The sequence below is a fragment of the Anaerococcus sp. HMSC065G05 genome (assembly GCF_001812365.1).
Taxonomy (GTDB): Bacteria; Bacillota; Clostridia; order Tissierellales; family Peptoniphilaceae; genus Anaerococcus; species Anaerococcus vaginalis.
Genome location: NZ_KV808690.1, coordinates 132,501 through 153,685 on the forward strand (window position 1 = coordinate 132,501; position 21,185 = coordinate 153,685).

General features: G+C 30.4%; 22 protein-coding genes. 6 read left to right on the forward strand and 16 right to left on the reverse strand.

The window, feature by feature from the left end; genetic code table 11:
- Positions 1-95: 95 nt before the first annotated feature.
- The 14 genes from HMPREF2852_RS02715 to glpX all read right to left on the reverse strand — a co-directional run bounded on the left by HMPREF2852_RS02715 (position 96) and on the right by glpX (position 14,390).
- Positions 96-752, reverse strand: coding sequence for an MgtC/SapB family protein (locus HMPREF2852_RS02715; protein ID WP_004839556.1), 657 nt, complete (start codon positions 750-752; stop codon positions 96-98).
- Positions 753-762: 10 nt separating this feature from the next.
- Positions 763-2,109, reverse strand: a complete 1,347-nt coding sequence (locus HMPREF2852_RS02720) for an alanine/glycine:cation symporter family protein (protein ID WP_004839557.1) — start codon at positions 2,107-2,109, stop codon at positions 763-765.
- A gap of 13 nt (positions 2,110-2,122) precedes the next feature.
- Positions 2,123-2,839: a glycerophosphodiester phosphodiesterase gene (locus tag HMPREF2852_RS02725; protein ID WP_070605837.1), complete on the reverse strand. Its 717-nt coding sequence runs from the start codon at positions 2,837-2,839 to the stop codon at positions 2,123-2,125.
- 204 nt (positions 2,840-3,043) lie between these two features.
- Positions 3,044-4,378, reverse strand: coding sequence for a hemolysin family protein (locus HMPREF2852_RS02730; RefSeq protein WP_070605838.1), 1,335 nt, complete (start codon positions 4,376-4,378; stop codon positions 3,044-3,046).
- Positions 4,379-4,471: 93 nt separating this feature from the next.
- A complete protein-coding gene (locus HMPREF2852_RS02735) occupies positions 4,472-5,113 on the reverse strand; it encodes a V-type ATP synthase subunit D (protein WP_004839560.1) in 642 nt (213 codons plus the stop codon).
- A 3-nt stretch (positions 5,114-5,116) separates the two neighbouring features.
- Positions 5,117-6,508, reverse strand: coding sequence for a V-type ATP synthase subunit B (locus tag HMPREF2852_RS02740; RefSeq protein ID WP_070605839.1), 1,392 nt, complete (start codon positions 6,506-6,508; stop codon positions 5,117-5,119).
- A complete protein-coding gene (locus HMPREF2852_RS02745) occupies positions 6,508-8,271 on the reverse strand; it encodes a V-type ATP synthase subunit A (RefSeq protein ID WP_070605840.1) in 1,764 nt (587 codons plus the stop codon). The genes HMPREF2852_RS02740 and HMPREF2852_RS02745 overlap by 1 nt, the downstream gene beginning before the upstream one ends.
- Before the next feature lie 13 nt (positions 8,272-8,284).
- Complete coding sequence (locus HMPREF2852_RS02750; RefSeq protein WP_004839563.1) at positions 8,285-8,596, reverse strand: V-type ATP synthase subunit F; 312 nt, start codon at positions 8,594-8,596, stop codon at positions 8,285-8,287.
- On the reverse strand, positions 8,589-9,584 hold the full coding sequence (locus HMPREF2852_RS02755) for a V-type ATP synthase subunit C (protein ID WP_070605841.1): 996 nt from the start codon (positions 9,582-9,584) through the stop codon (positions 8,589-8,591). Before HMPREF2852_RS02755 ends, HMPREF2852_RS02750 begins: the two co-directional genes overlap by 8 nt.
- Positions 9,585-9,594: 10 nt before the next feature.
- Positions 9,595-10,146: a V-type ATP synthase subunit E gene (locus HMPREF2852_RS02760; protein ID WP_070605842.1), complete on the reverse strand. Its 552-nt coding sequence runs from the start codon at positions 10,144-10,146 to the stop codon at positions 9,595-9,597.
- Between the two features lie 9 nt (positions 10,147-10,155).
- On the reverse strand, positions 10,156-10,623 hold the full coding sequence (locus HMPREF2852_RS02765) for a V-type ATP synthase subunit K (RefSeq protein WP_004839566.1): 468 nt from the start codon (positions 10,621-10,623) through the stop codon (positions 10,156-10,158).
- Positions 10,616-12,556 (reverse strand): V-type ATP synthase subunit I, encoded by a 1,941-nt coding sequence (locus tag HMPREF2852_RS02770; RefSeq protein ID WP_070605843.1) that lies wholly within the window; start codon positions 12,554-12,556, stop codon positions 10,616-10,618. The genes HMPREF2852_RS02765 and HMPREF2852_RS02770 overlap by 8 nt, the downstream gene beginning before the upstream one ends.
- Positions 12,543-12,866, reverse strand: a complete 324-nt coding sequence (locus tag HMPREF2852_RS02775) for a V-type ATP synthase subunit H (protein ID WP_070605844.1) — start codon at positions 12,864-12,866, stop codon at positions 12,543-12,545. Before HMPREF2852_RS02775 ends, HMPREF2852_RS02770 begins: the two co-directional genes overlap by 14 nt.
- A 561-nt stretch (positions 12,867-13,427) precedes the next feature.
- A complete protein-coding gene (gene glpX, locus HMPREF2852_RS02785) occupies positions 13,428-14,390 on the reverse strand; it encodes a class II fructose-bisphosphatase (protein ID WP_070605846.1) in 963 nt (320 codons plus the stop codon).
- Between the two features lie 192 nt (positions 14,391-14,582).
- On the opposite strand from glpX, the gene HMPREF2852_RS02790 reads away from it, so the two are divergent.
- The 6 genes from HMPREF2852_RS02790 to HMPREF2852_RS02815 all read left to right on the forward strand — a co-directional run bounded on the left by HMPREF2852_RS02790 (position 14,583) and on the right by HMPREF2852_RS02815 (position 20,065).
- Positions 14,583-15,812, forward strand: coding sequence for a hypothetical protein (locus HMPREF2852_RS02790; RefSeq protein ID WP_070605847.1), 1,230 nt, complete (start codon positions 14,583-14,585; stop codon positions 15,810-15,812).
- A gap of 203 nt (positions 15,813-16,015) precedes the next feature.
- Entirely contained in the window at positions 16,016-16,792 is a 777-nt protein-coding gene (locus tag HMPREF2852_RS02795; RefSeq protein WP_070605848.1) for an ABC transporter permease, read from the forward strand.
- On the forward strand, positions 16,770-17,456 hold the full coding sequence (locus HMPREF2852_RS02800; RefSeq protein WP_070605849.1) for an ABC transporter ATP-binding protein: 687 nt from the start codon (positions 16,770-16,772) through the stop codon (positions 17,454-17,456). The genes HMPREF2852_RS02795 and HMPREF2852_RS02800 overlap by 23 nt, the downstream gene beginning before the upstream one ends.
- Positions 17,446-18,444: an ABC transporter substrate-binding protein gene (locus HMPREF2852_RS02805; RefSeq protein ID WP_070605850.1), complete on the forward strand. Its 999-nt coding sequence runs from the start codon at positions 17,446-17,448 to the stop codon at positions 18,442-18,444. Before HMPREF2852_RS02800 ends, HMPREF2852_RS02805 begins: the two co-directional genes overlap by 11 nt.
- 128 nt (positions 18,445-18,572) lie before the next feature.
- Positions 18,573-19,079, forward strand: coding sequence for a sigma-70 family RNA polymerase sigma factor (locus HMPREF2852_RS02810; protein ID WP_004839575.1), 507 nt, complete (start codon positions 18,573-18,575; stop codon positions 19,077-19,079).
- Positions 19,076-20,065, forward strand: coding sequence for a hypothetical protein (locus HMPREF2852_RS02815; RefSeq protein WP_070605851.1), 990 nt, complete (start codon positions 19,076-19,078; stop codon positions 20,063-20,065). The genes HMPREF2852_RS02810 and HMPREF2852_RS02815 overlap by 4 nt, the downstream gene beginning before the upstream one ends.
- Positions 20,066-20,122: 57 nt before the next feature.
- On the opposite strand, the gene HMPREF2852_RS02820 is transcribed toward HMPREF2852_RS02815, so the two are convergent.
- Both HMPREF2852_RS02820 and HMPREF2852_RS02825 read right to left on the reverse strand, forming a co-directional pair.
- Complete coding sequence (locus HMPREF2852_RS02820) at positions 20,123-20,809, reverse strand: ferric reductase-like transmembrane domain-containing protein (RefSeq protein ID WP_070605852.1); 687 nt, start codon at positions 20,807-20,809, stop codon at positions 20,123-20,125.
- A gap of 27 nt (positions 20,810-20,836) precedes the next feature.
- Positions 20,837-21,185 (reverse strand): hypothetical protein (locus HMPREF2852_RS02825; RefSeq protein WP_148130540.1); only part of this gene is annotated, 349 nt, incomplete at its 5' end.

The window sequence follows — 21,185 nt, forward strand, 5'->3', positions numbered from 1 at the left end:
CAAAAAACACTACTATTAATTTTAATTAGCAGTGTTTTTGTAAACTTTTCGCCTTATGGTTTTTTTAGATTTTTTCATCTACTTTATTAATTTGTTTAATCAAGACTAAACTTAAAAACCCTTCTGTTTTCTCTCAAAAAATTTATAATTCCTATTAGTTCATTTTCGTTTTTATTGTGATATTGTACTTCTAATATCAGCTTATCATCTCTATAATTTATGGATTTTTCGCTGAATTTTATATTTTCTTTTTTGAAGTACTTATATATTTTTTCTATGCTCATAGGATTATCTAAAACTATATCTATGGTATAGGGCCTTTTTATAAAACTAAAAATTCCAAATTCTTCTTTTAAAAACAATTGTAAAATTAATATTAATATGCTTGAGCATATTCCTATTATATACATTCCAGCACCGATGCTCATGGCTATTATTGCTGTAGTCCAAATTCCTGCCGCTGTAGTAAGTCCTGATATATAATCTTTTTTTATAAATATAAGACCTCCGCCGAGAAATCCTATACCTGATACTATTTGTGCTGCAATTCTTTCTGCATCGTAATGGCTTGAATCTGAAAAACCATATTTTGAAACTATCATTGCAAGGGCTGCTCCCAAAGCTACTATTGTATGCGTTCTTATTCCTGCAAATTTTCCTTTAAATTCTCTCTCAAGACCTATTATTACACCAACTAAACAAGCCAAAAATAATCTTAATATTAGTATTTTTATAAATTCTAAGTCTTCCATTTAGTTTTTCCTACTTATTTTCGAAAAAATCTTTTGTTTGTTTTCTTACTTCTTTTACTAAAACTAATAGGGCAAGGATATTTGGAATTATTACAAGTCCCATGGCTATATCTTGAATTGTCCAAACCATTGTTATTTTTCCTAAACAACCTACTATGCAAAGAAATGGATAAATAAATTTAACTTTGCTTGTAAATTTTTCTCCGTAGGCATAGGTAAATGATTTTGCGGCATTAAACCATTGTCCCATAAGGGTTGTAAAACAAAATATCAATAGTGCAAATATTGCTACATAAGATAGGGGTTTAAATACTGTTCCTATTGCACTAATTGCCATATTTGATGCTTGTATTGTTTCTCCGTCTATTGGTATTTGTGATACTCCTATTGTTATTGCTGTAAGTGAGCAGATAATTATTGTATCTAAAAATACTTCTGTAACTCCAGTAATTCCTTCTTCTACTGGATGATCTACAATAGCTGTACCGTGGGCAAATGGTGCTGTTCCTTCTCCTGCCTCGTTTGAATACATTCCTCTTGCTATACCGTATTGCATAGCTCTTGCTATAACAAGTCCGCCTACACCACCTGCGGCAGCTTTGAAAGAAAATGCTCCATCAAAAATCGCCTTAAAAACTAAAGGAACGTTTTTAATATTTACAATTATAACTAATAAACATAATACAACATAAAGAATAGACATAATAGGTACAAGGCTTGTTGCAACTTTTGCTAATCTTTTAAGTCCTCCAATTGCTATCATAAATAATAAAATTGTTAAAATAATTCCTGTCAATAGATTATTGACTTTAAAATTATCTGCAAGGATTGTAGCAATTGTATTTGATTGAACAAGATTTGCTCCCATCATTTTTATAGTCATCAAAACTGCTATTACAATTCCTAAAGCTGGAGCTTTTAATCCATCTCTTATGTAATACATTGGACCTGATAAGATATTTCCGTCTTCGTCTTCTCCTCTATAAATTTGTGAAAGAACGATTTCTCCGTATTTTAATGCCATTCCAAAAAATGCAGCAAGCCACATCCAAAATATAGCACCATATCCACCAGCAACAATTGCTGTCGCTACACCAACTACATTTCCTCCACCAATATTTCCAGCTAAAGTTACCATCATAGCTTGAAATGTAGACAAAGAACCTTCTCTTTTTTCAATATTTCTTTCCTTAAAACTTTTTACCAAAGTATTATGAATAATAAATTTAAAATGTCTAACTTGTACAAATCCTGTTGCTATTGAATAAAGTATACCAAGGCCTAACAATACAAATACAAGCCAATTTCCCCACAATATCTTATTAAATTTTTCTAAAAATAGTTCTAAATTCTGCATAAAATCTCCTTATTTATTTTTTTAATAATTCATCAACCCTATCAGGGAAGTCAGTAATAAGACCATCAAAACCCATTTCAACAAAATCTTCCAAATTATAAGAAAGTTTTGAAGAAAGCCACGCATTTACAAAAATTCCTTCATCATGAAGCTTTGAAACAAGATCTTTGTCAACAGTATTTACCAAAGGATGAAAATAAAAAATTCCATTATCTTTTAAATATTTCACAGGATTAGCTAAAACAGATTCTTCCAAAAATCCCAATTTTAATGTGCTATCGATTTCCTTCATCCTAAGAACAGATTCATGATTAAAAGATGAAATAATTATCCTATCACAAATTTCATATTCTTTCATAAGCTCATATAATTTTTCTTCAATTCCATCGTAAGCAATTAAGCCATTTTTAATTTCAATATTTGTAATAAGATTAGTATCCTTTACAAAATCAAAATATTCTCGAAGAGTAGGAATTTTCTCATCAGTTCCGTCATATCCATAGGCTGCATTTAGTTTTTTTAATTCTTCTAAATTTAAGTCCTTAACAAAAACGTCACAGCCACAAGTTCTCAGCAGATTTTCATCGTGTATTATAACCAAATGTCCATCTTTTGATAAATGAACATCAAGTTCAATGCCATCTGCTCCCGCATCTAGAGCTTTTCTAAAAGCAAGCATAGTATTTTCTGGATACTTTGCCTTAAAGCCCCTGTGTGCATAATTTAACATAAAACCTCCTTATAGACGCAAAAAGCCCAGAAACAAATCTGAGCTTTTCTCCATCATATAAAATTACTTTTGTATTATAGCATATTAGTTTTTATTTGACAATACTTTGTTATCAAAAATATAATAACTTTATTTAAACACAAAAAATAAACCTATACAAAAGACTTATTAGCCTTGTATAGGTTCACTTTTTATAATTTTATTTTAATCCGAAATTTTTTCAGGATTTTTTATTTTTTTAATTCTTACAATTTTAATTCGAGTTTCTTCAATATATAAAATTTTAAATTCGTAATCTTTGTAAATTACTGCTTTTTCACAGCCTTCATCTGGAATAAAGCCAAGTTTATCGATTATAAAACCACCTACTGTGTCGTATTGGTCGTTTTCTTCATCAATATCTAGTCCCAAAAATTCATTTAAATCTTTTATTGATGTCGAACCTTTTACTATATAGGAACCCTTGGTTGAGCTTCTAATATCTGGTAGATCCTTGTCAAATGTATCGTCCATATCTCCAACAATTTCTTCAACCAAATCTTCCATAGTAACAAGTCCCGAAAATCCACCGTACTCATCTATCAAAATCGCCATGTGAGTGTGATCTTTTTGCATTTGAGAAAATAATTTATCAATTTCTATTTTTTCTGGCACAAAAAAGGCTGGTTTTATTAATTTTCTAATATCAACACTTGCAATTCCCACATCAAGTGCCTCTAAGAGATAATCTTTGGTATAAATTATCCCCAAAATATTATCGACTTCTTCATCGTAGACTGGAATTCTTGAATGTTTTAATTTGATAAATTCATCCAAGTATTTTCTCTCCCTATCTTTTATATCAATCATAAATACTTCAGGCCTTGCTGTCATAATCTCTTCTGCCCACACGTCGTCAAATTCCATAATTGAATGAATCATTTTTGATTCTAATGGTCTTAAAACTCCTTGGTCTTCTCCAACTTGGACAATGGATTTTATTTGTTCTGCCGTAACTTCTTTTTCAATAGCCTTAGACTCAATTCCAAAAATATTCATAATGATATTTGTAATTTTATTTATAAAACTTACAAAGGGCCTTGTCAAAAACAAAATTAATTTTGCAAATCCTCTTGTCTTTTTAGAAATAGTATAGGGATTTCTAATTCCAATTCTTTGAGGAATCATATTGGCAAAAATTCTTTTTATAACTACAAAAACAATTACCATAAGAATCATTATAAGCATTTGCATAAAATCTGATTCTCTATTTAAAAAATTTTTCAAAGAATCTTTTATATTTAATAAAAGAAAAGCAATTGTAATAATTGACAAAACTCCATCTTGAAAATTTTGACTTTGCATAAGTCTTTGTTGGTCTTGAGATAAAATCAAAACATCTTTAGCTTTACTATCTCCATTTTCTACCATCTCTCTTAATTTTTGATGATTTAGGGAAGTTAAAGATGAAAAAATCATATTAACCAAGGCATTTAATAAAATAAGTGCCAAAACTATTAAAAAAATTATTAAATTCACGTAGGGTCCTTCCGTATCCATTTGTTTCTCCTTCAAAATTTATTTATTAAAAGGACGCTTAACACGTCCCTTTTTTCTTTATTACTAAACTATGAAATTTTCTCTTTTCAAGACTTAGGCTTCGGATATAATATCTTTAACTTTCATAAGTCTTGAAATAGTTGCTCTTTCATTTTCTTCTAGCTTAGCTCTAATATATTTTATTGTTTCTTCCAAATCTGGAATTGTCCTATATTCTAGGGCGTTTACCCTTCTTCTTGTTCCTTCGATTTCATCTGCCATAAGTTGAGTTGATTTTTCAAGTTCTGCCAAGGTTAGAAGTTTATCCATAACCTTATTTAATCCTTTTATGGCAAGGTCCAAATCAGCTGATGTTTGGGCAAGGCCGTAAGGATACATGGAGGCATTTTCGTTTCCTCCCTTATCAATTTTAAATTCCATTTGAGGAATTCTTACACTCATGACATTTTTTACCTTTATATCTACCCCAATTTTTTGTGTTGGAAAACTAACTGCTTCTTCCAAAAATTCTGGGCTCATAAATGATGAAGCCATCAAAAATCCTTTTGATGATTCTTTCAAATCAGCTTCAACTTCTTCACGAAGTCTTTTGTTTTCTCTGATTTTTTCAAGAAATTGTCTCATCAGCTCATCTTGTTTGTCTTTTAAAAGTTTGTAGCCTCTTTTGGATGTGGCAAGTCTTTTCTTTAGGGTATTTAAATTCATCCTGGTTGGAGTTACATTAAGCCTTGTCATAGCCTAAGACTCCTTTTTGTTTTCTTCTTTATCCAAATATTTATCGATTAATTCGTCATCGATTCTCTTTAGTTCAGATTTTGGTATTATTTTTAATAATTCCCAACCAAGATTTAGGGTATCTTCTATGGATCTATTTGTGTAGAATCCTTGATTTATATATTTTTCTTCAAATTGTTTTGCAAATTCTGCAAAGGCAAGGTCAGCTTTTGATAGGGCAGAATCTCCAAGGATTTTTTGAAGCTCTCTTGCGTCAACTCCAGATGCATAAGCTGCATAAATTTGGTTCATGGTATCTGCATGGTCTTCTCTGGTTTTTCCTTCACCAATTCCCTTATCCTTAAGCCTTGATAGGGATGGAAGAATTGAAACTGGTGGGTTTACTCCTTGGTTATATAATTCGTTTGATAAAATAATTTGTCCTTCTGTGATATAGCCTGTCAGATCTGGGATTGGGTGGGTTATATCATTTTCTGGCATGGTTAAAATTGGAATTTGGGTAATTGTACCTGGTTTTCCTTTTAATTTTCCAGCTCTTTCGTAAAGGGTTGCAAGGTCTGTATAAAGATATCCAGGGTAACCACGACGACCTGGAACTTCTTTTCTTGCTGCTGAAACCTCACGAAGGGCTTCTGCATAGTTTGTCATATCTGTCATGATAACCAAAACTTGCATATTTTTTTCAAATGCCAAATATTCTGCTGCTGTAAGTGCCATTTTTGGTGTTGATAAACGTTCAATTGCAGGGTCATCTGCAAGATTTATAAACATTACTGATCTGTCCAAAGCCCCAGTTTTTTCAAAGTCTTGTCTAAAAAATTGAGCTTCTTCGAATGTAATTCCTATAGCTGCAAAAACAACGGCAAAGTCTTCGCTATCATTTAAAACTTTTGCTTGTCTTGCAATTTGGGCTGCAAATTTATTGTGTGGAAGTCCTGATCCTGAAAATATTGGAAGTTTTTGCCCACGAACAAGGGTGTTCAATCCATCGATTGTTGATACTCCTGTTTGGATAAATTCTGATGGGTAATCACGGCTTACAGGATTTATTGCAACTCCGTTTACATCTCTTTTTTCTTCAGGAATAATTGATGGGCCATCATCGATTGGTCTTCCTAGTCCATCAAAAGTTCTTCCAATCATATCTTCGCTTACGCCAAGTTCTAGTGGTCTACCTAAAAATCTTACTGATGTTGATTTTAAGTTAATTCCAGAAGATCCTTCAAAAAGTTGGACAACAGCATTGTTTTCGTCGATTTCTATTACTCTTCCTCTTCTTCTTTCTCCTGTTTGAAGTTCTATATCAACTAGTTCTTCATAATCAACTCCACTAACATCTTCGACAAGCATTAGGGGTCCAACTACTTCTGATACGCTTTTATATTCTTTTAGCATTATTCATCCCCCTTTGCTACAGCTTCTTTGCATTCTTTGTCGATTTGTTCTTTGACTTGGTCGAATTCTTCCAAGTTTTCATCTTTTATAAGTTTTAATCTTGTGATTTTTTCTTTTACTTCAAGCTCTTCAAGTCTATCAAGATTTGCCCCATCAGATAAAGCTTCTAGACTTTTGTCATAGAAATAAAGAATTGTATCAAGCATTAAATCTTGTTTTTCCATTGGACAGAAAGCATCTGTTTCGTGGAAGGCATTTTGTTGCAAGAAATCTTCTCTTAGTGATTTTGTTACATCAAGTTTTAATTTATCATCATCACTTAAACCATCACGACCGATTAGTCTTACAATTTCTTGTAGGGATGATTCTTGTTGAAGAAGACTCATTGCTCTCATCCTGTTTTTTGAGAATTTTTCATCAACAGTTTTATCTATATATGAATCCATTTTATCTTGGTAGAGTGAGTATGAATTTAGCCAGTTTATAGCTGGGAAGTGTCTTTGATAAGACAAATCATAATCAAGCCCCCAGAATACTTTTACTATACGAAGTGTTGCTTGGGTTACAGGTTCTGATAAGTCTCCACCCGGAGGAGAAACTGCTCCTATTACTGAAAGTGATCCTTCTTTTTCTACTTGTCCGTTTACTATAACTTTTCCACTTCTTTCGTAGAAATCTGCTATACGGCTTGCAAGATAAGCTGGGAATCCTTCATCTCCTGGCATTTCTTCCAAACGTCCACTCATCTCACGAAGGGCCTCTGCCCATCTTGATGTAGAATCTGCCATTAGGGCAACTGAATATCCCATATCTCTGTAATATTCTGCCATGGTAATTCCTGTATAAACACTGGCTTCTCTGGCTGCTACTGGCATATTTGAAGTGTTTGCTATAAGTACAGTTCTTTTCATGATTGATTCGCCAGTTTTTGGATCGATTAGTTCTGGAAATTCGTCAAGTACGTCAGTCATTTCGTTTCCACGCTCTCCACAACCTACATAAATTACAACGTCAGCATCAGCGTATTTTGCAATTTGGTGTTGGATAACTGTTTTTCCTGATCCAAATGGGCCTGGGATTGATGCAGCTCCACCTTTTGCAACTGGGAAAAATGTATCAATAACTCTTTGTCCTGTTATAAGTGGTGTGTCTGGATCAAGTTTTCTATTAAATGGTCTTGGAGATCTTACTGGCCATTTTTGAATCATATTTAATTCTTTATCGCCATTTTCTGTTTCAATTACAGCAACTGTTTGATCAACTGTAAATTCTCCATTTTTTATTTCTTTAACTTTTCCTTTAATTCCATTTGGAACCATAATTTTATGGTTAATTACTGAAGTTTCATCAACCGTACCTAGGATATCTCCAGGGATTACTTCATCGCCAACTTCTTTTTCCGCTTTAAATTCCCATAATTTTTCTCTATTTAGTGGTGGGGCTGTAACTCCTCTTTTTAGGAATTCTCCTGCCAATAATTCAAGTTTTTCAAGTGGTCTTTGGATTCCGTCATACATTCTTTCAAGTAGTCCTGGTCCAAGTTCAACTGATAGTGGAGCTCCTGTTGAAACTACTTCATCTCCAGGTCCAATTCCAGTTGTTTCTTCGTAAACTTGAATATTTGCAACATCCCCTCTCATCTCTATAATTTCTCCGATGAGCTTATCTTTTGAAACTTCGACCACATCATAGATATTAGCATCAGATAATCCCTTTGCTTCTACAAGTGGACCTGATACTCTTGTGATTTTACCTTTATTCAAATTTGGTCTCCTTTTAGTTCAAAATGTTAGCTCCAACAGCTTTTTCTACACTCTTATTTATATCTGCCATTCCAAGTCCAAGATCTTCCTTGTTGGATGGTATAAGTATAATTGCTGGAGTCATTTTTTCTCTGTATTTGTCTATAGTATCTTGGATTTTTGCTGCAAAATCTTCTGTAATAAATATTATGCCTACATCTTCTTGGGCAAGTTTATTTACAAGTTTTTTTGCATCTTCTCCATCTACTGCTGTATATACGTCAACTCCCAATGCCTTAAACATTAGGACAGAATCTTTATCTCCTATTACGGCTACCCTATACATACAAATCACGCAACCTTTCTTCCATAAATTCACGAGAAAGTGAATTTAGTTTGGCTGTTAGGATAATTCTCAAGTTTTTAATTTCCATTTCACGACTTATAAGATAACCCATAATTACTTCTGGACCATAACTTACTTTTTTGCTTTCTTTTGCAAAATCCATCAAGTGATTATCGATTATTTTTTCTATTTTTTGCATAGCCCTATATAAATCATCATCTTCCAAAGCATTTTTTACTTGTGGGTAAATTTTTTCTTTGAAAAATAGGTTTGTGTATGATGATTTTGCTGCATTTAGTGAATCTCTAAAGAGATTTTTTTCAATGTTTCCTCCATCTATTAGGGCTTTTTCTAATAAGTCTACACTTTGGTCTTGACCTTTAATTCTTAAAAGTGTTTTTAAATTTGTAAGGTCAATTCTTTCTTTGGTAAATTTTACTAAACTTTCATAATTGAGATTTTCGCTATCTTCTAAAAGTTTTTCATAAAAATCTTTATCCAAAGATAAGTCTATATCTTGAGGATCCTTATTTTCTTTATAAAGGTCTAGGGCTTTTTTTGCATAAGAAAAATACTTGTCATTTTGATTTATGTCTTCTTTGAGATTTCTCTTTATTTTTACAAGGTCAATTTTTCCTATATCAATATAGATAGACTTGTAGTCCTCATCTTGAATAAGCTCTTTTAATAAAACTTTCAAATTATGGAAATTATATTTTTCTTCCAAATATTTTACCAAGTTTTCGTCAGGGCTTATTTTTATCATATCTTTATATGAATTTAAAAGCATTTGAGATAGGGCTTTTTCGTAATCTTCATTTCTATCTAATTTTTGTAAAAGCTCGCCATATTTTGTATCGTTTAAGGATGATATAGCCTCATTTAGGTTATCTGTATCTATTAGCCTTTTCAAATTTTCTGAAGTAAGGAGATTTTTTTCGTATACTCTTGTAGTAATGGATGGGCGGATAAATTTTTCTCTATCCATCTAAATCACCTCACTTAAATATTTCATCAACTATAATTTTTTCTAAAGAATCTTTTTCAAAGTTTACCAAAGACTTGTAGGTGTTATCGTAGGAAATTTTTCCATTTTTTACAACAAATCCACCTTCTACGCTTTCATTTGATACTTTAAGCCCATTAAAATCTTCTTCTTTGAAATGAAATTTCATATCTTTTTGTAAAAGTATTTCGCCTTTTTCGATTTTTGAATCTTTGAGTCTATTTAGGACAAAATCTTTGTAAGAATTTGGTCCAAGTTTTTCTAATTTTTCAATTAATTTTTCTAAAACTTCTTCTACAACTTGATTTTTTGCTTCAATTTTTATATCTCTTGCCTGTCTATTTGCAGTTACTTTTGAATTTTCTTTTATTCTTTTTGCTTCTTTTTTGGCATTTTCTATAATTTGTGAAACTTCTTTTTGGGCTTTTTCTTCTGATTCTTTTATTATTTCTTCTTTTCTTTTTTGACCATTAGATAGGATATGATCGGCTTCTTTTTTGCCGTCTTCTTTTATTCTATCTAATAATAAATCAAGATTGTTCATAATAAAGCCTTATATATTGTTTACTAGAAGTAGGGAAATTACAAATCCTAAGATTGCATATAACTCAACCATTACTGCATAAACTATTCCTTGTACGAAATTATCTTCGTTTTTTGCAAGTATATTCATACCTGATACTGCTACTTTTGCTTGAGCTATTGCTGAGAAATATCCTACTACTCCAATTGGAAGAGCTGCGAAGATATAATAAAGTCCTTGTTGGAAATTAAGATCTCCACCTAATTTTCCTAAAATCATAAATCCTATTACGAATCCGTAAAGTCCTTGTGTACCTGGTAAAAGTTGTAGTACAAGTGCCTTACCAAATTTTTGTGGTTCTTCTACAGTTAAACCTGCAGCTGCTTCTCCTGTCATTCCTGTTCCTTTGGCAGATCCCATTCCTGATAAGAATACTGCTATAGCAACAGCAACTGCTCCCATTATCTTTCCACCGTTTTCAACTAAAAAATCAACCATTGTATCCTCCTGTGATTATATTTATAAATTTGCTATTTTCTATCATTTGTCTAAATTTCTTGCCGCCACCTTCATAGAACTTGTTAAACATTTCTACATAAACAAGTCTTAGGGAGTGAACGTATGCTGATAGGGTTGATAGGAATAAGTTAAATAATTGGAAAATTACAAAAACTATAATAGCTCCTATCTTTCCTAAAATTCCCGCTGGCCACAACATTCCTACAATCAAGTTTACTGAATAAGCTACAAAACCACCTGAAAGAACAAGCGCCATAAGTCTTAAAAATGATACAAAATCTCCAATCCAAGAACTCATACCATATAAAGAATATAAACCTCCTGCAACTTTTCCTCCAACAGATTTATTTTCACGTCCTCCTGTAAGAACTATGCCTATCATGCCTATAATCATTATTATTTTTGCAACATTTTTTCCTGATCCATCAAGTAAATATAAGGCTATAGCTCCACCTACTGCCATATACCACAATAATACATCAAATATTGCACCAAGTGGATCGCCATCACGAATTAGCATATAGGCTTTTACGCCCAAAGCTGTAAATAATGATATGCCACCGATTATAAGTGAAATAACCATTAGGGTGTTGAAATCTTTTTGTGTATCAATTAGACCTGGTAGTGGAATAATTCCTCCAAAAAATGAACCGAATATTAGTCCAAATACACATCCTGAAAGACCAACTCTTGTAAAAAGTCTTGCCATTTTGTCAGTTGACTCTGGCAAATCTTTGTATTTTCTAAGTAAAATTGTTCCAATAAAAAGTATTAATCCATATCCCAAATCCCCAAGCATAAAACCTGTAAATATTGTATAGAAAATTGAAACCAAAAGCGTTGGGTCAACTTCGTTATATTTTGGTAGTGAGTAGGTTTCTACTACTGATTCGTAAGGTTTTATAAGCTTGTTGTTATCAAGAATTACTGGAACGTCTGGATCATCTTTGTCTGCTTCTTTTATATCAAGTACAAAATCTTCTCCCAAAACTTCCTTCAAATCTTTTTTGAACTTGTCGTTTAGATTGTGAGGAATATAGCCTTCAACGAAGTCTATTCTTTTTGTTTTGATGAAAAATTCGCTACTTGCTTCTTTTTTTCTTAAATTTTCTAGATAAGTTTGGTAAAGGTAAAAATCTGGCAAAAATATTTTCATTTGCTTAATTTTTTCTTCACTATCTTTAAGCTTTTTGTCTAAATTTTCAATTTCTTCTAGATTTAAAGCTATTTTTTCACTAACTTTCTTTTTGGTCTTAATATTTGCTTTTGAAAAACCATGATCTCTTAGAAATTCTCTAAAATCTTTTGCTTCCTCAAGACTTGATATGGCTATTAGATAATTTAGGCTATCTTTTTTGGAAAGATCTACAACTAGGGCAGTTTTGAAATCTTTTTTGACTAAATCTTGGTCAAAATCTTTATAAAACTGATCTGCAATTGAGCCAATTTCTACGAAAAATCTGTGTGAGTTTTCAATAGAATTTATATCCAAATCCAAAGCCTTAAAGCTTTCTAGTTCTTCATTTGCTGCTTTTAAATTTTTAATCTTATCTTGACTTTTATCCCTTATATCAATGTATTCTTTTAGTTGAGGATATATTTCATCAAATCTAAAATTTTCGCCTTCTTTATAGAGATTATCAAGACTCATGTCCTTTTTTGTTAGGGAAGATTTTTCTTCCTTATCCAAAAACTTCTCTATAGAATTTATTGCATATTCTAGCTTTGATCTTTTTTCATCAATTCTTGTAAGATTATCTTGGTTAGATACCTTTTTGAGGTAGTCTTCCTTTTCGTCGACCACAAGATCGTTAAAATGAACATAGTTAAACTTTTGTAAAATATCTAGAAGGCTTTTTCTATTATTTTCAAAAGAGAAAAGATTAAACTTATCCATTTTAACTATTGCCATTATTTACAATCCTTTCTGTTAAAAGATTTAAAAGCCCTTCAATTTTTCCCTCATCTTGGTCTAAAATATCTTTGCTTTCATCTTTTGCCTTGTCAATAAGTGGAATCTTTTCTTCGCTTGCTTCTTTCTTTGCTTTTTCGATTAAATCATTGGCATCTTTTTTTGCCTTTTCGATTTTTTCTTTGTAAGAATTGCTTGCTTCGATTTTTGATGATTCGATTATTTCCTTGGCTTTTATTTTGGCATCGTCTACAAGTTTATCAGCTGCAATTTCTGCATCTTTAACTTGATTTATTACATCGCTTGCCATCCTTCACCTCCTACTATATATAGTTTAATTATAGCATATTGACCATATAGATGTATATTACCCATTTTAATCAATTTTTATAGAAAAATTCGAAAAGATTAAATAATTATTTTCAAATAATTTTTTAAATACATTCTTTTGAATTTAAAATTTTCTATAAAATTTTGCTTTGTTTTTTATTCTATTTTAAAAATTTATTTTTTTTATGTACTTTGTTGACAAAAATTTCTGATTTTATATAATAAAATTGATAACAGTTATCAATAACTTTGAGGAGTTTTTATGAAATCTTTTAATAAATCAAAAATTTTTAATAAAAAAATTTTCAATATAATAAAAAATAATAGAAAAGCTCTGTACTTTTCTTTGTTTGTTTTTACATATTTTTCTATGGCTTTTATTTATTTAATAATTGAGGATTTTGTTTTATCCAAAATTTTGTGTATTTTTTTGGGGATTATGAGTTTATTTTTTTTAAATAAAACTTACATAATCCCCAAGAAATCTCAATTTATTTTAAAATCTATCCTTATTATTTTTATAAGCTTGTCGTTTTTGTCTTTATTTTTGGTCTAATTTTTGATCTAGTTTGTGGACAGAGTCGATGTATCTAATTGTTCCTGATGGAAGTCTTAGAAGTAGTGATTGGGTTTTTGCCATATTATTTTTTGTGTAGGATACGCCTTTTAGGAAAGTTCCATCAGTTATTCCTGTTGCTGCAAATAATACGTCATCGCCTTTTACCAAATCGTCTATTGTGTAAACTTTGTCGAAATCTACTCCCATTTTTAGGCATCTTTTTACTTGTTTTGAATCTGATGGGGCAAATACTCCTTGGAAATCTCCTCCCAAACATTTTAGGGCTGCGGCTGCTATAACGCCTTCTGGCGCTCCGCCTATTCCCATTATCAAATCAATTTTTCCATCTGATAATTCTGTGGCTATGGCTGTTAATACATCGCCGTCTTCTACCATAGAAATTCTTGCGCCAGCTTCTCTTATTTCTTCAACTAATTTTTCGTGTCTTGGTCTGTGCAAAACTGAAACTGTAATATCTGAAACTTTTTTGTTTAAAGCCTTTGCTACATTTTCTATATTTTCTTTTGTTGATTTTTTTATATCTATTACGCCTTTTGCCTTGCTTCCTGTGGCAATTTTATTCATATAAACATCTGGAGCATTTAGTAAGCAACCTTCTGGTGCAACTGCAATTACTGAGATTGAATTGCTAGTTCCATTTGCAAGAGATGCTGTTCCATCTATTGGGTCTACAGCTATATCTACAACATCATCTTGGCTCATATCGCCAATTTCTTCACCTATATATAACATAGGAGCTTCGTCGATTTCTCCTTCTCCGATTACAACCCTGCCATTTATTCCCAAATAATTAAACATTGCTCTCATTTGGTCTACTGCAATATTATCAGAATCGTTTTTCTTGCCCTTGCCTAAATATTTTCCGCTTGCAAGAGCTGCTGCCTCTGTCACTCTACATAAGTTGATACCTAAATCTCTATTCATTTTTTCTCCTTTAAATCCTCTTGTTAAAGTCAATAGGAAATAAACCATTTCCTACATTTTTATCATACCAAGAAGTGGAACTTTTTTAAAGACCTTTTTAAAATTTTTAATTTTTCGTAAAAATCTTTTTATTTGTTTAATTTTTAAGGATTTATGATATAATCAATAGGTAAAATAAAATTTGGAGAACTTATGAAAAAAATTTTGATTGTTTTATTTATATTACTTTTTTCATCTTGCATAAATTTCGATGAAGATATAAATAAATCTAATGACAGCACAATAAAAGAAAAAATATCAGCAAATAGTATTTCAAGCGAAAAAGAAAAAAAGAAAAGATTAGAATATAAGCACGAAAATATTGAAGGATTTCAAAGAGATAATTCCTTGTACGTTGAAAGAATGATGGGAGATTATCCAAATGATATTTCCACTTCTTCCAATGAGCCTTATAGGAAAGATGAGCTTAAAAATCTTGATTACGACAAAAATATTTTCTTGGAAGCTTTTAATATAAGGATACCAAACAGGTGCAAAGTTTATTCTAATATTTCTAATAAAAATACCTATGTGATTGATTTTCCAAAATCTGATGATTATGACATTTCAATTAATATAAAAAAATTATTAGAAGAAGGAAAAAAATCAGAAGACGAAATAAAAAATGAGCTTTATAAAATTTCTGACAAAGAAACATATAATTCGGAAATTGAAAATGCAAATGTAGTTCAAAAACCTGTTGGACTTGAAAGCGACTATAAGAAAACTTATTATTCAATTGTTGAAGATAATCAATTTTCTTACACAAATATATTTATGGCAACGCCTACAAATATTATTCAATTTCAAATTATAGAAGATAAGGAAAAATCCCAAGCCTCTCCTTATATAATGGCAGATTTATTGTCGACAACCTATCCAGAAAGTGAAGATTTTAATATGGTTTCTAAATCATTCAAATCTTTTGACAAATATATAAATCTTTACGCAACAGAAAAAATTGATATGGGAGATTTTTCTTTTAATATTCCTCAAGATATGAAAAATATCCAAGAAAGCGAAGCTTTGACCGTTTATGAAAATCAAGTTTCAGGAAAAACAATAAATCAAATTATAATTTCAAAAATAAAAAAAGATAAAGCAATTGATTTGAAAAATTCTTTTGCCCAAAGTCAAGGCAGTCAAATTCCACCAGCTTTTATAAGTCCGATGGGAGAAGTAAAAGAAGAAATGGTAAAAGAAAAATTGTTTTTAAAATCAAAAGTAAGAATTTATACCGAGCAATTTTCACTAGAAGGAGAAAAAATAGCCTTTGAAACCAAAGATTATTTTGTAAATATTATCCTTGCAGGTCCATTGAAAAATACAAATAAAACCCAACTTTTAAATGAAAATATTATAAATTCTTTAAAATTTGAATAATAAATTTTTATGATAATTTTTCATAAATAAACTAAACGATACTTAACCCATATCGATTATTAGTCGGTATGGGTTTTTTCTTTACTTTATTTTTTTGATAATTCATGATATTAATTTTTAAAAAAATCAATACTCTTACAATTTTTTCCAAATTATTATTTATAAACTTTCTCATTTTCTGGTAAAATATTAGGGGAGTTTTTATGAAAAAATTTAACTTTAATTTTAAAAATCTTTCAATACTTATACTCATTTTGATTTTTTGGCAATTTGTTTATAAAATCGGATTTTTTTCGCCAATTTATTTGCCTGGGCCTTTTAAAGTTTTTGAAACTTTTTGTGCTATGCTTGTTGATGGTTCGATTTTTGCTAATCTTTTTGCAAGCCTTTTTAGAGTATTTGTTGGATATTTTTTGGCTTTTCTTGTAAGCTTTTTTTTGGCTTTGATTTTTTATTTAAAACCTAAAACCTACCCATATTTTTCAAATATTTTGAATTTTTTTAAGAGTATTCCGCCTCTTGGTCTTGTTCCCCTCTTGATTTTGTGGCTTGGAATTGGAGAAATCAGCAAAATCGCCATAGTTTTTTTGGCGTCATTTTTTCCTATTTTTTTAAATATTCAAAAGGGTTTTATGGTAGCAGAGCCTGATTTAATTGAAATGGCCCGTGCTTTTTCTTATAACAATAAGGAAATTTTTAAAAAAATTATCCTGCCATCAAGTTTGAAAGATATTTTTGTTGGCGCAAGAATTGGTCTTGGCTATGCTTATAGGTCAATTATTGCAGCGGAAATGATAGCCGCATCAAAAGGTCTTGGTTATCTTATAAATTTTTCAAGGCTTATGTCTAGGACTGATAAAGTTCTTGTTGGGATTTTTCTAATAGGCTTTGTTGGAATGATTTCTGACAAAATTTTTGTTAAATTTGCAAGCTTTTTTTTGAAGGGAGATCTTAAAAATGAATGGTATAAGTCTAATTGACCTTTGTAAAACTTATAATATCGACGATAAAAATATAAAGGCTTTGGATAAAATAAATTTAACTTTAGATCCTCAAAAAAGAAATATCCTAATCGGCCCTTCTGGTTGTGGAAAATCAACTTTAATCAAGGCTATTGGCGGACTTTTGGAAATCGACTCTGGAAAAATCATTAAAAATGATATAAAAACTTCCATAGTTTTTCAAAATCCAAGGCTTTTGCCATGGCTAAATGTCAAAGAAAATATTCTATTTTCAAATCAAAATGAAAATCTTTGCAAAAAGTGGATTAAAATAATTGGCCTTGAAGGCTTTGAAAACGCCTACCCTTCTCAGCTTTCTGGCGGTATGAAAGCAAGAGTTTCCCTTGCTCGCGCTCTTATTTTTCCAAATAATTTTATGCTTTTGGATGAGCCTTTTGCATCTGTTGATGAGATTAGCAAAGAAAGGCTTGAAAAAGAATTAATTTCTTATATGAAAATCAAAGATTCTGGATTTTTATTTGTAAGCCACGATCTTGAAGAAGCTCTCAATTTAGGTCAAAGAATTATAGTAATGAAAAAGGGGAAAATAGTTTCTGATTTTAATCTTGAAGATAAAAAAATCTCCAAGGAAACTTTGAGAGAAAATTTTAAAAAAATAATAGGAGAAGAAAATGAAAAATAAATTTTTAAAAATTTTATCAATTTTTGCCTTAGTTTTTGCAATTACATCATGCTCAAACAAAGACAATGCATCAAACGAAAATATTTCAAATGCTAATATGTCAAATCCTTCATCAAATACCAAGGAAAAATTATCAATCGACGAATTAAATGTGACTTATGTAACATCGCCTTTAAATGTTCCATCAATAATTGAAAAAAATAAGGAAATTTTCAAAAAACACCTACCAGGTGTAAAAATTAATTACAAGGAAATCACAAGCGGTGCAGACCAAACAGCTGCTCTTGCAAGCGGAGATGTTGATTTGCTTTATGGACTTGGCGGTTCTTCTGCAATTCTTGCAAAAGCAAATGGTCAAGATTTGAAACTTTTAAATATGTATTCAAAAGCACCAAAGGCATTTTCACTTTTTGCCAAAGATGATTCAATAAAAAATCCATCAGATTTAAAGGGCAAAAAAATCGGAGGCCCTGCAGGAACAAACTTACACCAAGAACTTTTAGCATATTTAGAAAAAGAAAAAATGAGCGAAAAAGACGTAGAATTTTCAAATATGTCAATTCCAGATGCAGCAGCTGCCCTTGATTCGGGAAATTTAGACGTAGCACTTTTGGGTGGCCCTGCAGCTTATAAGGCAAAGGAAGCAGGACTTTATGAAATTACAAACGGAGAAGATTTAATAGATGCTATAATTTGCGTAGCAAGCTCAGAAAAATATGCCAAAGAACACAAAGATGTAATAAAGGCAATAAATGATGCCCAAAAAGAAATAGCAGAATTTATGGAAAAAAATAAAGACCAAACAAAAGAAATTGTAAAAAAAGAATTAGACCTTGACGATAAAGCCTACGATTATATGTATCCAATGTATGATTTTTCAACAAAAATTACAGAAGATGATAAAAAAGGCTTTGAAAGAACCAAAAAATTCATGCTAGATAATAAAATGATAGAAAAAGATTTTGATATTAATCTTTTATTTAAATAAAATTTTAAGACCTATAAACCATCTCGAAAAAATCGGGATGGTTTTTTTATAAAAAAATTAAAGATATAATTTAAAGTAAGGATAGATTTGCTCAACTTTACACGAATATATAGGCAAAGGAGGAAATAATGGATGATAAAAATTTAATAAAAGGAATTAAAAACAAAGATGAAAAATATTTGATTGAATTCATTAACCTTTATGGGCCTATATTAAAAGGAGTTATTGTAAAAACTATAGGAAATAGGAGAAATATTCTAGATGAAATTTTAAATGATGCTCTCCTTGGAATTTGGGATAATATAAATTCTTATGATCCTACTAGGTCATCTTTTAAAAATTGGTGTGCAGGAGTTGCCAAATACAAGGCAATTGACGCCATTAGAAAAGAAGCAAAACACGACTGCCTTGATCTTGATGATGTATCTGGTTTTATTTATGATAAAAATTTAGAAAATTATGATGAAAGCGAAAAAATTCTTGAAATATTGTCAAAAAAAGATAGGGAGATTTTTAAAAAATTATTTATAGAAGGATATTCATACGATGATTTAGAAAAAATCACAAAAATTCCGAAAGACAGACTCTACAACAAAGTAAGCCGTGCCAAAAAAACTTTAAGGAGCAAATTATGAAAAATATCTATGACAAAATAAATGATATGGATTTTGAAATTGAAAAAATCGAATTAAACGACTTTGAAAAAGAAAAATTAATAAAAACTGCAAAATCCTACAAAAAAAATAAAAAATCAAAAAAATTTTTGCCAATAGCAGCTGCATTAATCCTAGTAGCTGGACTTAATATTCCAATTGTAAAAGCAGAAGTTTCAAAATTTACAACAGACATAAAAGTAACAATGATGGAAGCCTTTGGTGCAAGTCCGGATTCCTACAAATATATGGCAGAAATTAATAAACCAGTAACAGTTGGAGAAGATTCATTTGTGATAGGAAATATAGCCTTTGAAGATAATAAAATATTTATAAATACCCTAAGAAATGGAAAAAATTTAGAGGAAACTACAAAAAACAATTCATATTTGTATAAGGTGGTAGTTGATGGAAAAACTTATAAAGCTATGAGCTCATCAGGAGGAGAAGGCCTATTAGAAGATAAAAAAACATCCTCAGAAAATCTTATGATAAGTTTTGATAAATCTTTTCCAAAAAAAGATAAGGCGAGCGTAGATTTGTATTTTGCAGATGCAAATAAAAGCCAAATAATTACAATAGAATCCCCAATGAATACAATAAACGAAGACAACAAAATTTTCGCTGAAAATTTAAAAATAAAAGGAACAAACGCTACGATTTCATTAATGAAAATAAATCCAATCACCCTTACAACAACAATAAAAAATCTTGATCAAGCCTATGTTTATGAACTAAAAGGAGTTGACGAAAAAGGAAATAAAATTTCTCTAGATGAAAGGGTTGCAGATGAAAATTCAACAACCTTTATCTACAATAATTATTTCTCAGACCTAAGCCTAGATGAAATAAAAGACGGAAGAAATTTTAATTTTACCCTAAGCCGTTCAAAAATTAATGAAAATTCCGGCAAAGAAAGTGATGGAAACTTTGAAAAATTTGCAGAATTTTCATTAAGTGCCAAATAAAATAAGGGCAAAAAAATCCTCAAATGAAATTAAATTCATTTTGAGGATTTTTTATTTTTATTTTGCCAATGATTTTTGCATTTTTATATTTCTTTTTCTTAATCTTAGGATTATATAAGCCAAATATATAAGCGTATATATAACCACTCCTACCATATTTTCTTTCCAATTCGAAGAATATAACACCATAACGTGGACATATATTCCTATGAAAAATGGATATGCCATTTTTTGCAAATTTTTCCAACTTTTAGCTTTCATTTTGCGACGAACTGTCTTAAAAGAAGTTACAAAAAGAGGAATCAGCATCAACAATAAAAATATTGTTATTATTGATGCTATTAATTGTCTTTGAGGCATAGAGCTAGGATTTGTAAAAAGAATTGGGAAATAACGCAAACCAAATATTATATTGTGGCTAAAAACTAATAAGCTTGCCATTATAGACATTTCTCCACGAATTGCCATCAATTTTTTTGAAAAATCATTATGTTTTGTAATAGTCCCTAAAAACATCACTATCATAAATGAAGCTGTAGCAAATATCCCCCTTGAAAATATCTTCATAAAATATTCATTAAACCAAGTAGGGAAATTTCTATCAAACCCCATATTATAATAATAAACTACAAATCCTGTCCAAGCATATATTCCTAGATAAAATATGACAGGATATTTTTTAATCAAATCCTTAGTTAAACTATAAAAAATTATAGTAAACAAAATTCCAGTAATTAAAGTCATCTTATTCTCCTTTCTATTTTCATAAGCTTATTGTTCCTTTTGTGTAGGATTTTTACTTTCATCAATGATAATTTCCTCTTTATTTTTTTCTAAAGGGGGCAATTGAGAGTTTTTTGTGCTTTGAATTTTGAGAGAATCTTTTTCATTTTCACTATTTTCTTTTTCAGTTTTTTCTAACTCTTTATTACCAGAATCTTTATTCGATTCATTTTTATCAGGATATTTTTTCTCATTTACAGAAGGTTTTAAAGAAGGTTTTTCCTCTATTTTATTTTTAGAATTCTCCTTTTTCTTTATAGCCTTTTTGCTAGAAGATTTATCTTGACTATTTTCTTTTTTAACAGCCTTTTTCACTATTACCATTACGTAAGCTTCG

What these genes read in the sequence shown, in the direction of transcription:
- HMPREF2852_RS02715 (WP_004839556.1), bottom strand. Translation starts at nt 752, where the DNA reads ATGGAAGACTTAGAATTTATAAAAATACTAATATTAAGATTATTTTTG.
- HMPREF2852_RS02720 (WP_004839557.1), bottom strand. Translation starts at nt 2,109, where the DNA reads ATGCAGAATTTAGAACTATTTTTAGAAAAATTTAATAAGATATTGTGG.
- HMPREF2852_RS02725 (WP_070605837.1), bottom strand. Translation starts at nt 2,839, where the DNA reads ATGTTAAATTATGCACACAGGGGCTTTAAGGCAAAGTATCCAGAAAAT.
- HMPREF2852_RS02730 (WP_070605838.1), bottom strand. Translation starts at nt 4,378, where the DNA reads ATGGATACGGAAGGACCCTACGTGAATTTAATAATTTTTTTAATAGTT.
- HMPREF2852_RS02735 (WP_004839560.1), bottom strand. Translation starts at nt 5,113, where the DNA reads ATGACAAGGCTTAATGTAACTCCAACCAGGATGAATTTAAATACCCTA.
- HMPREF2852_RS02740 (WP_070605839.1), bottom strand. Translation starts at nt 6,508, where the DNA reads ATGCTAAAAGAATATAAAAGCGTATCAGAAGTAGTTGGACCCCTAATG.
- HMPREF2852_RS02750 (WP_004839563.1), bottom strand. Translation starts at nt 8,596, where the DNA reads ATGTATAGGGTAGCCGTAATAGGAGATAAAGATTCTGTCCTAATGTTT.
- HMPREF2852_RS02755 (WP_070605841.1), bottom strand. Translation starts at nt 9,584, where the DNA reads ATGGATAGAGAAAAATTTATCCGCCCATCCATTACTACAAGAGTATAC.
- HMPREF2852_RS02760 (WP_070605842.1), bottom strand. Translation starts at nt 10,146, where the DNA reads ATGAACAATCTTGATTTATTATTAGATAGAATAAAAGAAGACGGCAAA.
- HMPREF2852_RS02765 (WP_004839566.1), bottom strand. Translation starts at nt 10,623, where the DNA reads ATGGTTGATTTTTTAGTTGAAAACGGTGGAAAGATAATGGGAGCAGTT.
- HMPREF2852_RS02770 (WP_070605843.1), bottom strand. Translation starts at nt 12,556, where the DNA reads ATGGCAATAGTTAAAATGGATAAGTTTAATCTTTTCTCTTTTGAAAAT.
- HMPREF2852_RS02775 (WP_070605844.1), bottom strand. Translation starts at nt 12,866, where the DNA reads ATGGCAAGCGATGTAATAAATCAAGTTAAAGATGCAGAAATTGCAGCT.
- glpX (WP_070605846.1), bottom strand. Translation starts at nt 14,390, where the DNA reads ATGAATAGAGATTTAGGTATCAACTTATGTAGAGTGACAGAGGCAGCA.
- HMPREF2852_RS02790 (WP_070605847.1), top strand. Translation starts at nt 14,583, where the DNA reads ATGAAAAAAATTTTGATTGTTTTATTTATATTACTTTTTTCATCTTGC.
- HMPREF2852_RS02795 (WP_070605848.1), top strand. Translation starts at nt 16,016, where the DNA reads ATGAAAAAATTTAACTTTAATTTTAAAAATCTTTCAATACTTATACTC.
- HMPREF2852_RS02800 (WP_070605849.1), top strand. Translation starts at nt 16,770, where the DNA reads ATGAATGGTATAAGTCTAATTGACCTTTGTAAAACTTATAATATCGAC.
- HMPREF2852_RS02805 (WP_070605850.1), top strand. Translation starts at nt 17,446, where the DNA reads ATGAAAAATAAATTTTTAAAAATTTTATCAATTTTTGCCTTAGTTTTT.
- HMPREF2852_RS02810 (WP_004839575.1), top strand. Translation starts at nt 18,573, where the DNA reads ATGGATGATAAAAATTTAATAAAAGGAATTAAAAACAAAGATGAAAAA.
- HMPREF2852_RS02815 (WP_070605851.1), top strand. Translation starts at nt 19,076, where the DNA reads ATGAAAAATATCTATGACAAAATAAATGATATGGATTTTGAAATTGAA.
- HMPREF2852_RS02820 (WP_070605852.1), bottom strand. Translation starts at nt 20,809, where the DNA reads ATGACTTTAATTACTGGAATTTTGTTTACTATAATTTTTTATAGTTTA.